We start from the raw sequence: 12,656 nt of genomic DNA on the forward strand, positions 1-12,656 counted from the left end.
CGCACGTCAGCTCGGCCAGCGCCTGATCCAGGATGCCGCGAAACGCCGTTTCGGTCCTCAAAGGCGGCTCCCTTCTTCAAATCCCAGATCTCGACCGTGCCGGAACTCTACCGTCTCGCCGTCTCGGTCGGATTGATTTTGCAACAGAGCTTGATACTTCGATGTTTTCCGCTGCAGCGATATGGATACGCAGGATGCCTATCCGCGTTCCCCCTGGCCAGAATTCGGCCATACCTCTATTGGACACCCCCTCGCGGAGACTCTCTTGTCCGACAATAACCGGCCCGATTTTCGCAGCCGCATCGACTGGGCGAAGATGCGCGCGGCCGCCGCGCAGCAGCAGCTCAACCAGATGTTGGGCGAACGCTTCACCTGGCGCAAAGCCGCGAGCATTGCCGCAGGCTTCGTGCTGGTCTGCGTCGTGTCGCTATGGCTCTGGATTTATTGGGGTCTACCGCGCGTGCCGGACGCCGACACGCTCTGGTCGCTGAACCGCCAAGAGTCGGTGATGTTCGTTGACCGTGACGGAGAAATCCTCGGCGTCCGCGGCCCGTACTACGCCAATCGCGCGCACCTCTCCGAATTGCCCGATTACGTCCCGCAAGCATTCCTCGCCATCGAAGATCGGCGCTTCTACGAACACGAAGGTGTTGACCGCATCGGCGTCCTGCGCGCCGTCCTCGCTAACCTGCGCGCCGGCGAAACCGTGCAGGGCGGCTCGACGCTCACGCAGCAGCTCGCACGCAACCTCTTCCTCACGCCGCGCCAGACTGTGAACCGCAAGCTGCGCGAGATGGTCTTGGCCTCGCGCATTGAGCGGCGCCTGACCAAGGACGAGATTCTCGAACTCTATCTCAACCGCGTCTATCTCGGGGATCAGGCTTACGGCGTTGACGCCGCCGCCCGCCGTTTCTTCGGCAAACCCGCCACCGAACTCACACTCGCCGAAGCCGCAATGCTCGCGGGCCTGCCGAAGGCGCCATCACGTTCAGCGCCGACCGAAAGCCTCGAACGCGCCACGGCGCGTCAGCACGTCGTTCTCGCCGCCATGGTCGAGGCTGGCTACATCACCGGCGAACAACGCGACGAAGCCATCGCGCAACGCATTCGCGTTGTCGAACGTCCCAACGCCGAACGGGCAATGGGCTACGCATTCGACATGGCCGTTGAGCAAGCGCGCGCCGTTGTCGGCCGCGACACGCCGGACTTGGTCATTCACATGACCATCGACCGCGAAGTCCAACAATCAGCCGCGGACTCCATTCGCCGCCGCCTCGGCAACCGCGCCTTTGGCCGCCGTCCGCTGCAAGCCGCCTACGTTGCGCTCGATCGCGACGGCGGTGTCCGCGCCCTCGTCGGCGGCACTGACTACAACACCTCCAAGTTCAACCGCGTCACCCAAGCGCGCCGCCAGCCGGGCTCGACGTTCAAAACCTTCGTCTACACAGCCGCCCTCGAATCCGGCCTCGACACAGAGGATGTCCGTTACGACGAGCCGATCGTTATCGACGGCTGGCGTCCGCGCAATTACGATGAAGGCTATCGCGGCGCTGTCACGCTGCGCACGGCCTTCGCGCTTTCGATCAACACGGTCGCGGCGGAAGTCGCCAACGAAGTCGGCCCAGCCCGCGTTGCCGACGTCGCCCGCCGCCTCGGCATCGCCAACATGCCGGAGCGCAACGCGTTCGTGCCGCCGTCCATCGCGCTCGGCTCAATCGAGACCACGCTCTGGGACATGACCACCGCCTTCGCCACCTACATGGACGACGGCATGCGTGTTGATCCGCACATCGTTGCGCGCATCACCAATTCAGCGGGCCGCGAAATCTACGTTCGCCCGCCCTACAATCCCGCCCGCGTCCTCGACGCCGAAGTCGCAACCCGCATGACCAGCATGATGGGCGCAGTCGTCCTGCGCGGCACCGGCACTGGCGCACGCATTGGCGATCGCGACATCGCCGGCAAAACCGGCACCAGCTCCGATTGGCGCGACGCTTGGTTTGTTGGCTATAGCCGCGACTTCACGGCAGGCGTTTGGGTGGGGCACGACGATTTTACCTCGATGGGCCGCACCACGGGCGGCACGCTGCCCGCGCAAATTTGGGCCGACACCATGCGCGTTGCGCACCAAGGCATCGAGAACCACCCGCTGCCAGGCATCGAACAGCCAGCCTACACGCCGGCTCAAGTTGAAATGGCCAGCTTCTTCGATGAACTCGCGAACGCTTTCGGCAACAACGAAGGCGGCGATAACGATCGCGGTTTCCCGGATCTCGGCGACATCTTCAACTAAATGTCCGCCCTCGCGCACGTAAAGAACCTCAGACTGACGCTCGGCCAAGCGCCGCTGTTCGACGGCGCAGAATTCGTGCTGCACAAAGGCGAGCGCGCGGCCTTCGTCGGCGCGAACGGCGCCGGCAAGTCAACTTTGATGCGCATGATGGCCGGCCTCACCGATCCGGACGGCGGCGAGATCGTCTATCAATCCGGCACGTCCATCGCATTCGCACCGCAGGAAACCAGCTTCGACGGGTTCGCGACGCTGCGCGACTACGCCCAATCGCCATCGGTCGCGCGCATCGGCAGCGCCGCGACTGCGCCGGCCTACGCCGCCGACGCAGCGCTTGAGCAATTCGGCTTGGACCCCGAGCGCACGCCGCAAGGTCTCTCCGGCGGCGAAGCGCGCCGCGCCTCGCTTGCACGCGCCCTTGCCGCCGACGCCGACATTCTGCTCCTCGATGAGCCGACCAACCACCTCGACATTACCGCCATCGAACAATTGGAGCGCACTGTCGCCAGCCAGCGCGGCGCCTGTCTCATCATCAGTCACGACCGCCGCTTCCTCGAACGCGTGTCGACCGCCACGCTTTGGCTGCGCCAGCGCCGCCTGCTGAAACTCAACCGCGGATACGCCGCCTTCGAAGACTGGGCTGACGCCGTCGAGGAAGAAGACGCGCGCAATCTCTCGCGCCTCGAAACACAGCTGAAAGCCGAAGAGCATTGGCTGCGCCGCGGCGTCACCGCCCGCCGCTCCCGCAACGAAGGCCGCCGCCGCAAGCTCCTCGCCATGCGCGCCGAACGTCGCCACATCAAAGAACTTAGCGCATCGCCAACCGCCGGCATCACCGCCGAGCGCGGCAATGAATCGGCGCGCCTCGTCATCGACGCCAAGGCGATTTCAAAAACCTATGGCGAGCGTCCCATCATCGCCAACCTCACGCTCCGCATCACGCGCGGCGATCGTGTCGGCGTTGTCGGCGCCAATGGCAGCGGCAAAACCACGTTGCTCGAGCTGCTATTGAAGCGACGTGAACCAGACGCCGGCGCGATCCGGCTCGGTGAAAACCTCGCTATCGCCTACGTCGATCAACGCCGCGACATCATCGATCCCACCGTAACGCTCAAAGACGCACTGACCCCCGCCGGCGGCGATCAGGTCATCGTCCGCGGCGTCGCGCGCCACGTTGCTTCCTACGCTAAAGAGTTTCTGTTCACCGCTGAACAACTTCGCCAGCCCGTGTCAGCGCTCTCGGGCGGTGAGCGCAATCGCCTGGCGCTCGCGATTGCACTTGCAAAGCCAGCCAACCTTCTCGTGCTCGACGAACCGACCAACGATCTCGACATGGATACGCTGGACGCACTCGAAGAGATGCTCGCCAGCTATGACGGCACCGTCCTCATCGTCAGCCACGACCGCGCCTTCCTCGACGGCGTCGCGACCCAGATCATCGGCCCGCTCGGCAACGGCAAATGGGTAGAGACCCCTGGCGGCTGGGCCGATTTCGAGCGCGAGCACGGCCAAGCCATCAATCCACGCCCAGCGCCCAAGAAAGCCAGCGCCGAAAAGCCCCAAGCGGCAACGCTCAAAAAGCAAACCAAGCTCAGCTACAAAGATGAACGCCGCGCCGGCGAACTCGACGTGCTGATGCCGAAACTCGCCGCCGAAATCGAAGCTCTCGAAGCCAAACTCGCCGCGCCCGACGCTTTCAACGCGCCCAATTTCGCCGCCTCCGCCGCCCGTCTTGAGGCTGCGCGCGCCGAGCACCAGAGCGCAGAGATGGAATGGCTCGACATCGAACTCCGGCGCGAGGCGCTCAGCGCCCAGGAGTGAATCACTTGTTAACCAAAACACGCGCAGCGTGCGTTTATGCGCTATCTCGCCTCAGTCGCCGTTCTCGCCATCGCCCAAATCGGCGCCGCCTGGGCGTTGGCTGATAACAACGTCGCCCGGCCCGGAGGCACGTACGCCTCACTCGAAGCTGAGACCGCAACCGATTGCGAGCGGCTTTGCACCGACGACACCCTTTGCATGGCGTGGAGCTTCCACGCCAACAGCTGCGAATTCAAGGCCATCGTACCCGCCGCAACTCCGCAGGAAGGCATAATTTCCGGCGTCAGCGCGCGTGCGCCGGCCTCCATGCGCGCAAGGTTTGAGCCCGTTCCGGCGGCGACACCCACTGCGCTCATTGCTGAAGAACACGAAGCTCTCGAAACACCGGTCGCCGCCGGCCGCCCAGAAGATGAGATTTCCCTGGCGCTTCTTGGCGGCCCCGTCGCCGAGCAGGAGCTGCGTTCTCGCCTCGGAAACTGACGTTACAGGTAAGGTTTGTTTACGACCCCGCATTAATTTCCGGCGCATTCAGGAGATCTCTCGGCCATGTCTAACGCGCGGTTTGCGAAGCTTGTCGATCTGGCGCGCACGACCGACAGCAACCAGCGTCGCGAATTGCTGCGGGAAGTCACAGATCTTTTCTTCGAAACATCAGGCAGCCGCAATACGCGCGAAAGCGCGCTGTTCGACGACGTCTTGCAACTCGTCGCAGCCGAAATGCAGGACTCGGTCCTGGCCGAACTCTCCGAGCTCTTTGCCGATGCCAAAGACGCCCCCGTCGGCCTCATGCGCGATCTGGCTAACCATTCGTTCGAGATCGCGGGCCCTGTCCTGAGGCGCAGCCGCGCGCTCGACGAGCAAACTCTGCTCCAGATCGTCACCTACCAGAGTCAACCGCACATCAAGGCCGTCGCTCAGCGCGAGGACGTCACAGAATCCGTCTCGGACGCCATCGTGAAGTTCGGCGACGACAACGCTCTCGACGCGCTCATCCGCAACGACGGCGCCAAGATTTCACGCACCAGCATGGAAGCCGCCGTCGATCGCGCGCGCCGCAATACGCTGCTGCACGAAGGCGTCGTAAAGCGCTCGGACCTGCCGCTTGATCTCCTCAACGAGATGTATTTCGTCGTCGAGAACACCCTTCGCGATCAAATCATGAAGCGCAACGCCTCGGTCGATCCCGCGACGTTGGACGCAGCGCTCTCAAAAGCCCGCGCCCGCATGAGCCAAACCGCCGGCGACATGTCCGCCGAAGCCAAGAACGCGATGGCGTTCATTCAAGCCAAGAAGAACAGCGGCGAACTCCACGCCCGCTTGCTGGTTTCGCTCTATCGCGAAGCCAAGCAGACCCACTTCCTCTACGGCCTTGCAGAGATCACCAATCTCGAGCCGGAAACGGTCGCCGATCTGATCGAGCGCCGCGACATTGACGGCCTCGCCATGATCTGTCGCGCAGCCGGCATCGAACGTCCGCTCTTCGTCACGCTGGCTGTGCTCTCTTGCGGCGGCGATGAAGCCATGCAGCGCGCCGAAGAGTTCGGCCGCATGTACAACAACGTTCCAGTCGAAGCCGCCCAACGCGCGATGCGCTTCTTCAAGGTTCGCAAGAGCGCCGCGATCGCCGCTTGAGCCTTGCCTGCCGGCATAGGCGGCGCATAGTCGCCCATGCCTACCCCATCCGGTGCTGAGCTCGCATGCCCATTTCTGCTGACAGGCGACTTCGACCGTCAAAACGCTTTTACGAAGCGTTCGGCTTGGAGAAGGTGTTTCGTACGATTAAGCGGCGCGTTCCTTGGTGTCGCTGAACCTGATCTTTGGATTCTTCTCCTGCACGTAGCCGATTTCCCATGAGCTCTTGCCCAAGAACACCGGCGCGTTGTCGACATCCTCAGCCATCTGCGAGGCGGATCGTTCGATAAACGCCTCCAGATCCGCGCGCGTCTCCGCACTGATCCAACGCGCAGCCTGATAGGGCGAAGTCTCGAAGATCACTTCCAGTCCGTATTCTGCCTTCATACGCTCATCGAGCACCTCGAACTGCAGCTGACCAACCGCGCCAACCACCAGATCGCCGCCGTGCACAGGCTTGAACACCTGTGTCACGCCTTCCTCGCCCAGCGACTCCAGCGCCTTGCGCAAATGCTTCTGCTTCAGCGGATCTTTCACCCGCACGCGCTTCAAAATTTCCGGCGCAAAATTCGGGATGCCCTGGAAAACCACATCACCCGATTGCGAGAGCGAGTCGCCGACCCGCAACCCGCCATGGCTCGGGATGCCAATCACATCGCCGGGGAATGCTTCTTGCGCAATCTCACGATCCTGCGCCATGAACATCATCGGATTGTGGACGTTGAAGCCTTTGCCCGCCGCCGTCTTCAAGGTCATGCCGCGCTGAAACTTGCCCGATGAAATACGGAAGAAGCCAACCCGGTCGCGGTGTTTGGGATCCATATTCGCTTGGATCTTGAAGATGAAGCCGCTGACGTCATTGCGCCCCGGCGTCACTTCAGTCTCTTGGCCTTTCACCTTCGCCTTCAGCGGCCGCGGCGGCGGCGCATTCGCACCGAGTCCCGCCAGCAGCTCCAGCACGCCGTAACGGCGCAGCGCTGAACCGAAAAACACCGGCGTCAAATGGCCTTCGCGGAACGCCGTCAGATCAAACTTAGGCAAGCCATCGCGCGCAAGTTCCGCCGTCTCTTCAAGCTCGGCCCGCACATCATCGCGCACGCCCGCTAGAAAGCCCTCGCTGCCGCGCTTCTGGCGCGCCTCGATCGCAAAGCCTTCTTCGCCATGCTCCAAGCGACGGAACGGCACGAACTCATCCGTCGTAAGATCGAGCATCCCGGCAAAGCGCTGACCCGAAGCGGCCGGCCAATACATCGGCGCGGTGTCCATCGCCAGCTTCGAATGGATCTCATCCAGCAGCTCGAATGGATCGAGCGCTTCACGGTCCATCTTGTTGATGAACGTCGTGATCGGAATGTCCCGGAGACGGCAAACCTCGAACAGCTTCAACGTCTGCGGCTCGATGCCCTTCGCCGCGTCCAGCACCATGATGGCCGAGTCCGCCGCCGTCAGCGTCCGATACGTATCTTCCGAGAAGTCTTCGTGACCTGGTGTGTCCAAAAGATTGAACACCATGCCGTCGTGCTCGAACATCATCACCGAACTCGACACCGAGATGCCGCGTTCGCGCTCGATCTTCATCCAGTCCGATGTCGTCCGCCGCGCCTGCCCGCGCGCAGCAACTTCGCCGGCCAAGTGGATTGCGCCGCCGGCCAGAAGCAGGCTTTCCGTCAGCGTGGTTTTGCCCGCGTCAGGGTGCGAGATGATCGCGAACGTGCGGCGGCGGGCGGCCTCGGTGGCGGGGTCGGCGGACATTAGGTCTCGTTAAAAAGCGAAGCGGCGCGTTTACGCCCTGGCGCCCGCACGGGCAACACCGGGGCGCGCAGGCCTACATTGCCGCGCCAGAATCCACCGGCTCCTGCAGAAAATGGCGCCCCTGGCGGTCCTCGATCTCGATGACCCAGAGGTCCGGATCGCCCTGGCGGCGCTTGCGGACATACTCATCCACGTCGCTCTCGAGGTCCCCCAGCGAGCCCGCCGATAGATCCAGCCAAATCCGTTCGCCATCGCCATTGCGCGCCGGCCCATAAAGCCGCGCTTTCCGATCCAAGGTCGCAACCTTCACCAGCACGGCGCCCGCATCGGGGTCACCCTTATGGACGACCCCCGCGAACGCACCGGCAATCTCCGCCCGTCGGATCAGCGCGCTCGCCCAGAAATCTGTCTTAAGCTCTTCCATGACCGCCGTTCATCAGAACGAAAGAACCTTAGTTTAACCTCTCCAGCTCGCATGCGCTTTCTTTTCCTTGCACTCGCCCTGGTTTCGGGAACGGCTTCGGTTGCCTCAGCCACCGAACCGAACGCGCGCACTGCGTTCGTCGAACGCCGCGGCCTCCTGGAAGCTGACGCGCAGTGCCGCCTCTTCACACCTGAAATACGCTCAGCGCTAGGCGTCGGCCTCGCGCAAGCACGCGGCGCCCTGCTGCGTTCGGGCTGGACCAGCGCCAATGTCCGCGAACTCGAAGACGCCGCCGTCAGCGCCGCACGCGGCCGCTCCTGCGGCGACCAGCGCACCGCAACGGCAGCCGCTGACGCACGCCGCGCCTTTTCCTCCTGGATCAATGTCGGCGCCATGGACTTTCCCGGCTGGGGTCGTTCCTGGCGCGCGCGCCGCGCCGTCGACACCAGCGGTTGGCGGCTCAGCCAAGTCATCGACGCGCCGCTCGTTGCCAATTTCGGCGTCCGTCAGCGCGGCGAACTCCAGCGCCTGACGCTCGCGATCCCGGTCGCACGCAACGAAACCGGCCCCGCATCGGCACAGCTCATTCTCCGCGACAGCGCGCGCGTCGCCGTCCGCGAAGTGGCGCTAACGCAGCGCATTTCGCAGGGCTTGGAGGCCGGCCTGCCCGCGCCGGGAACCTCGCTCACCATTCCATCGACGCGCACCACCGAGCGCGTCGACAATCAGCAATTCGTCGTCTTCACCTTCCCGGACACGGCCTTTCGCGATCTCGTCACGCTCGATCCGCGCGAAACCGTCGAAATCCGCCTGCAAAGCGGCCGTTCTTCGCAACGTCTGCTCGTTGAAGTTGGCGACGTCGCCGCCGCACGCGCGTTCTTGACCATCCGCCGCTAGGCGGCCAGCACCGGCAGCGTCAGCCGCACAAGCGCGCCGCCACCTGGCGCTTCGTGAAAACTCAATTCGCCGCCATGCAGCGTCGCAAGCGCGCGCACAAGCGACAATCCAAGCCCTGTCCCTTCCGCACGCGCGCCCCCCGAACCGCGCTCGTAAGCGTGCCCAAGCGTCGCCCGCTCCGCCTCCGGAATTCCCGGTCCGTTATCGATCGTATCGAGTTGCAGCGCGCCGTTCACGACAGCCACCTGCACCATCACGCGCCCGCCCTCGGGCGTGAACTTGATGGCGTTACCGACCGTATTGATCAGCATTCGCTTCAGCGCGCGATCGTCCGCCATCACATTCAGCGCCGTATCCGGCGTCAGCATCCCAAGCGCGATCTGCTTTTTATCGGCGCTATCGATCGAAACGCGCACGACGTCTTCGATAACGGTGCGCACGTCGAACGCACCCAGCTGCAACTCGTATTTGCCGGCATCGATGCGCGACAAATCCAGAAGGTCGTTCACCAGGCCCAAGAGATGCGCGCCGCTCTTGCGAATGAGCCCCGCATACTCAACGTAGCGCGCGCCGACTTCGCCGAAAATCTGGCGCTCAATCATTTCTGAAAAACCGAGGATGTGCGTGAGCGGCGTCCGCAACTCATGCGACACCTCGGCAATGCGATGGCTCATCGCCCGCTCCCGGCTCTCAGCACGCTGGGCAAATCCCAGCAGCCACATCGACAGTCCCAGCGAAAGCAGAGTCAGCAACACCGGAAACGGTCCCAGCGCGCCACCGCCTCCCATCGGAAACACTAAGCCTGCCGCGGCGTACCCAAGCACCGCACCGACACCCGCGATCCGGGTCCAGCGCCCCAGCGTCCGCGCCAGCGCCACCGGCACGAGTAGTCCCGCCGCCACCGGCGAGCCCCAGCCGCCAGTTCCCGCGACCAGACCCAAAACCGTCACCAGCCACACCAAAACGAGACCAAGCGCCGCCCAACGCAGCCCGGTCCAAGGCAACAAGACGAATCCAACCAGCGCCGGCGCTAACGCTAATGCGGCCGCAGCCGCCACGTCCCGCTGCTCTCCACCGCCAAAAACAGCGCCAGCCGCCGCCACAACGATCCCGGCGGCCCAAATCCAGCCCGCCCATGACAGCGTCGCTGCCATTGGCGCTGCTTTTGCACCTGGCGTTACGGCCTGTTGTGTTGACACTTAAACGTCGCTCGCGAGTAAAAGACTTCTTAACGCGCCGGGGGAGAGAGTGCCCGTTCTGAGTCGTGCTCGGAAGCGGACTCACCAAACTAGGATCAGGAGCAGAAGCCGATGCGAAGCATTGCGGTCTGGACCACAACCGCGGTCGTCGCCCTTCTCGGCGCCGGCGCCGCGAACGCTCAAACGCCGCCCGCCACGGAAGCGGCGGCAACGAGCTCAGGCGATCTGCAAACAGCAGTCACCGCCTACGCCGCCTATCAAAGCGACGTCACAGAATTGCGTTCCTCAACCATGCGGGACGCGGCAGGCCTCGAAACCGCACTTGATCGCGTCGGACGCCACAACCGCGATGCACTGACGCGCGGCTGGGTCGCTTACGGCGCCAACACCGCCGCCCAATCGCCGGCCTTCGTCCAAGGCGTCCGCGACGCTGCAGCCTATTACGGCCGCGACGCCGTCATCTGGGCAGTCTCGGTCGATCCGTCCTACGCACGCGGTCTCCGCGGCGGCCAGGAAGCAACCAACATGTTGCTCGCCTCCGCCAACGCCGACAGCGCCCGCATCATCAGCGTCGCCGATCGCTACCAGGAAATGGCTTACTCGCTGCAAAGCCAGCGCTGGGCCAACGCCGTTGCCCCGCAACAAGCCGCTCGCGTCCAACGCATTCGTACGCTTGGCCGTGACGGTGCGCCGTCGAACGCGGTTCCAACCGAAGTCGCGCCACGCCTTGCTGTGACGCCGCTCAGCCTCTCGCCCTCAAGCGATCCGTCCGTCTACGGCGGCCGCCGCTTCTGGGACGCCGTTCGCGGCGGTCAGCAAGTGGTGGAAGTCTCTTCAACGCCAGCAGCCGCCTCGTGGCGCGTCAACGCCTCGCGCGGTGAAGCTCTCGATCGCATGGCCGCCGTCGCCGCGCTGCAAGCGCTCGACGCCGTCGACGCCAACCAAAGCGCCGTGACCCGCCTCATCGCCGATCCGCGTTCACGCGATTGCTTCGAGATGGCCCAGCTGCAGCTCTATCAATGCATGTCGGCCGCGCGCTTCCGCTATGAGAACGCGTTCTGCCTCGGCCAACACGGCCTCCGGGACATCGGCACCTGCATTGGCGCCGTCGCTCAGCCGGACACCACCGCCATGACGCCGGCCCCCGGCAGCCACGGCGGCGGTCGTGACTGACCTTGCCCAGATGCGCCGCAGGGCGCATTTGAAGCCCATGGCCAGCATCGATCAAACGATCGAAGAACTTGCAGACGATTTCGCGCTCCTCCCTGACTGGGAGGAGCGCATTTCGCATGTGATCGAGCTTGCGCGTGCACTTGAACCTTTGAACGATGACGAGCGCACCGATGACAACCGTGTGCGTGGCTGCGTCAGCCGCGTCTGGCTCGTCAGCGAACGCCACGCCGAAACACCGGAAAAGCTCTTCTTTCGGGGCGATTCCGACGCACATCTGGTGCGCGGTGAAATCGCCATGCTGCTCCGCATCTTCTCGGGCCGCACGCCGGAGGAGATTCTTTCAGTTGATCCCAAAGCTGTCTTCGAACGCCTCGGCCTTCAGGACGCGCTGACCATGCAGCGCTCCAACGGCCTCTTCTCGATGATGAGCCGCATCCAGCACCAAGCCCGCGCCGCCACCTAAAGATCAGCAGCGAGCTGCGCCAAGCCAAGCTCTAGCGCCACCTTACGCCACTGCATCGGCCACCCCTCAAGCCCGTTCCAGCGCGTCAAGTCCTTCCTCGTACAAACACACGCGCTCAACCACACGCCGCGGCGGCGCGGCCAAACGCGCCAATGCATCAGCGACACCCCCTCGCCAATCGCATCGCCGCGCCATTGCCAATTCCTGTGGGATCGACGCGCCGCGCGTCGATCCCATCGGCCGCCATCCAATCGGATCCACGCACCACCCCGATTTCGCCCGCGCCAAAATCAGCGCGCAGCATGCCCGCCGCACCGCGCTCCTCCGCGCTAAGCCACACTTGGCCTTTCGGCCCGCGCAACGCCGCGAGCCGCCGCATCGGTCGCAGCCGCGCCCTCTGCGCGTTTGAAAAACACGCTCATCCCACCACGCCGATTTTGTCCGGGCCGACCGTCCATGCAGACAGCATGCGTACGGCCCCATCAGAGATGAAGGGTAGATTTTTCCTAATTATAGGATTTTCCTCAACCGCCTTTGCGGGTCTGCCCAAGGCCCATGCGCTTGGCGAGGTTCGAGCGCTCCTTGGCGTAATTCGGCGCGACCATCGGATAATCGTGCGGCAGGCTCCATTTGGTCCGGTATTCCTCCGGCGTCATGGCATAGCGCGTGCGCAAATGGCGCTTCAGGGATTTGAACTTTTTCCCGTCCTCCAGACAGATAATGTAATCGGCCGTCACCGATTTTTTGATCGAAACAGCAGGTTCGAGCACGGATTCCGCCGCCACGGCGGTCACGCCGGAAACCTCCAGCAGCGCGCTATGCACGGTACGGATCAGCGCAGGCAGCTCCTGCGCCTGAACCGGGTTGGCCGAAACGTAAGCGGCCGCGATTTCCGCGGCCATGCGCACCAAGTCGCGCTGGTTGTCCATCGCCTAATCACTGATCTGCAAGTGAAGCTCAGATACTGTATGAGTATAGTTTCAGTTCTTGCAAGTGAAAAGCGAG

General features: G+C 63.7%; 11 protein-coding genes. 7 read left to right on the plus strand and 4 right to left on the minus strand.

What is annotated here, in order from left to right:
- The first annotated feature begins 265 nt into the window (after nucleotides 1-265).
- The 4 genes from ATE48_RS02650 (at nucleotide 266) to ATE48_RS02665 (ending at nucleotide 5,743) form a co-directional block, all read left to right on the plus strand.
- A complete protein-coding gene (locus tag ATE48_RS02650; protein WP_228126752.1) occupies nucleotides 266-2,293 on the plus strand; it encodes a transglycosylase domain-containing protein in 2,028 nt (675 codons plus the stop codon).
- The gene (locus ATE48_RS02655) at nucleotides 2,294-4,111 is read left to right on the plus strand and encodes an ABC-F family ATP-binding cassette domain-containing protein (protein ID WP_066767537.1); all 1,818 of its coding nucleotides are present in this window, start codon (nucleotides 2,294-2,296) and stop codon (nucleotides 4,109-4,111) included. It begins immediately after the preceding gene.
- 36 nt (nucleotides 4,112-4,147) lie between these two features.
- A complete protein-coding gene (locus tag ATE48_RS02660) occupies nucleotides 4,148-4,591 on the plus strand; it encodes a PAN domain-containing protein (protein WP_066767538.1) in 444 nt (147 codons plus the stop codon).
- 66 nt (nucleotides 4,592-4,657) lie between these two features.
- Nucleotides 4,658-5,743 (plus strand): DUF2336 domain-containing protein, encoded by a 1,086-nt coding sequence (locus tag ATE48_RS02665; RefSeq protein ID WP_066767539.1) that lies wholly within the window; start codon nucleotides 4,658-4,660, stop codon nucleotides 5,741-5,743.
- Nucleotides 5,744-5,890: 147 nt separating this feature from the next.
- Here ATE48_RS02665 and ATE48_RS02670 read toward each other — a convergent pair whose 3' ends face one another.
- A complete protein-coding gene (locus ATE48_RS02670; protein WP_066767542.1) occupies nucleotides 5,891-7,495 on the minus strand; it encodes a peptide chain release factor 3 in 1,605 nt (534 codons plus the stop codon).
- Between the two features lie 73 nt (nucleotides 7,496-7,568).
- Nucleotides 7,569-7,919 carry a DUF1491 family protein gene (locus tag ATE48_RS02675; protein WP_066767543.1) on the minus strand — a complete coding sequence of 117 codons (351 nt, stop codon included), beginning with the start codon at nucleotides 7,917-7,919 and terminating at the stop codon, nucleotides 7,569-7,571.
- A 51-nt stretch (nucleotides 7,920-7,970) separates the two neighbouring features.
- Between ATE48_RS02675 and ATE48_RS02680 the strand changes: the two genes are divergently transcribed.
- Nucleotides 7,971-8,816 carry a hypothetical protein gene (locus ATE48_RS02680; RefSeq protein WP_066767545.1) on the plus strand — a complete coding sequence of 282 codons (846 nt, stop codon included), beginning with the start codon at nucleotides 7,971-7,973 and terminating at the stop codon, nucleotides 8,814-8,816.
- On the opposite strand, the gene ATE48_RS02685 is transcribed toward ATE48_RS02680, so the two are convergent.
- On the minus strand, nucleotides 8,813-9,970 hold the full coding sequence (locus ATE48_RS02685; protein WP_066767547.1) for a sensor histidine kinase: 1,158 nt from the start codon (nucleotides 9,968-9,970) through the stop codon (nucleotides 8,813-8,815). The genes ATE48_RS02680 and ATE48_RS02685 overlap by 4 nt on opposite strands.
- 156 nt (nucleotides 9,971-10,126) lie before the next feature.
- On the opposite strand from ATE48_RS02685, the gene ATE48_RS02690 reads away from it, so the two are divergent.
- Both ATE48_RS02690 and ATE48_RS02695 read left to right on the plus strand, forming a co-directional pair.
- The gene (locus tag ATE48_RS02690) at nucleotides 10,127-11,188 is read left to right on the plus strand and encodes a hypothetical protein (protein ID WP_066767549.1); all 1,062 of its coding nucleotides are present in this window, start codon (nucleotides 10,127-10,129) and stop codon (nucleotides 11,186-11,188) included.
- A complete protein-coding gene (locus ATE48_RS02695) occupies nucleotides 11,181-11,651 on the plus strand; it encodes a SufE family protein (RefSeq protein WP_228126753.1) in 471 nt (156 codons plus the stop codon). Before ATE48_RS02690 ends, ATE48_RS02695 begins: the two co-directional genes overlap by 8 nt.
- 524 nt (nucleotides 11,652-12,175) lie before the next feature.
- On the opposite strand, the gene ATE48_RS02705 is transcribed toward ATE48_RS02695, so the two are convergent.
- The gene (locus ATE48_RS02705) at nucleotides 12,176-12,580 is read right to left on the minus strand and encodes a Ros/MucR family transcriptional regulator (protein WP_066767552.1); all 405 of its coding nucleotides are present in this window, start codon (nucleotides 12,578-12,580) and stop codon (nucleotides 12,176-12,178) included.
- Nucleotides 12,581-12,656: the final 76 nt, after the last annotated feature.

Origin of the sequence: Candidatus Viadribacter manganicus, assembly GCF_001679665.1 — a bacterium.
Classification (GTDB): Bacteria; Pseudomonadota; Alphaproteobacteria; order Caulobacterales; family Aquidulcibacteraceae; genus Vitreimonas; species Vitreimonas manganica.

What these genes read in the sequence shown, in the direction of transcription:
- ATE48_RS02665 (WP_066767539.1), top strand. Translation starts at nt 4,658, where the DNA reads ATGTCTAACGCGCGGTTTGCGAAGCTTGTCGATCTGGCGCGCACGACC.
- ATE48_RS02660 (WP_066767538.1), top strand. Translation starts at nt 4,148, where the DNA reads ATGCGCTATCTCGCCTCAGTCGCCGTTCTCGCCATCGCCCAAATCGGC.
- ATE48_RS02690 (WP_066767549.1), top strand. Translation starts at nt 10,127, where the DNA reads ATGCGAAGCATTGCGGTCTGGACCACAACCGCGGTCGTCGCCCTTCTC.
- ATE48_RS02680 (WP_066767545.1), top strand. Translation starts at nt 7,971, where the DNA reads ATGCGCTTTCTTTTCCTTGCACTCGCCCTGGTTTCGGGAACGGCTTCG.
- ATE48_RS02685 (WP_066767547.1), bottom strand. Translation starts at nt 9,970, where the DNA reads ATGGCAGCGACGCTGTCATGGGCGGGCTGGATTTGGGCCGCCGGGATC.
- ATE48_RS02655 (WP_066767537.1), top strand. Translation starts at nt 2,294, where the DNA reads ATGTCCGCCCTCGCGCACGTAAAGAACCTCAGACTGACGCTCGGCCAA.
- ATE48_RS02705 (WP_066767552.1), bottom strand. Translation starts at nt 12,580, where the DNA reads ATGGACAACCAGCGCGACTTGGTGCGCATGGCCGCGGAAATCGCGGCC.
- ATE48_RS02670 (WP_066767542.1), bottom strand. Translation starts at nt 7,495, where the DNA reads ATGTCCGCCGACCCCGCCACCGAGGCCGCCCGCCGCCGCACGTTCGCG.
- ATE48_RS02675 (WP_066767543.1), bottom strand. Translation starts at nt 7,919, where the DNA reads ATGGAAGAGCTTAAGACAGATTTCTGGGCGAGCGCGCTGATCCGACGG.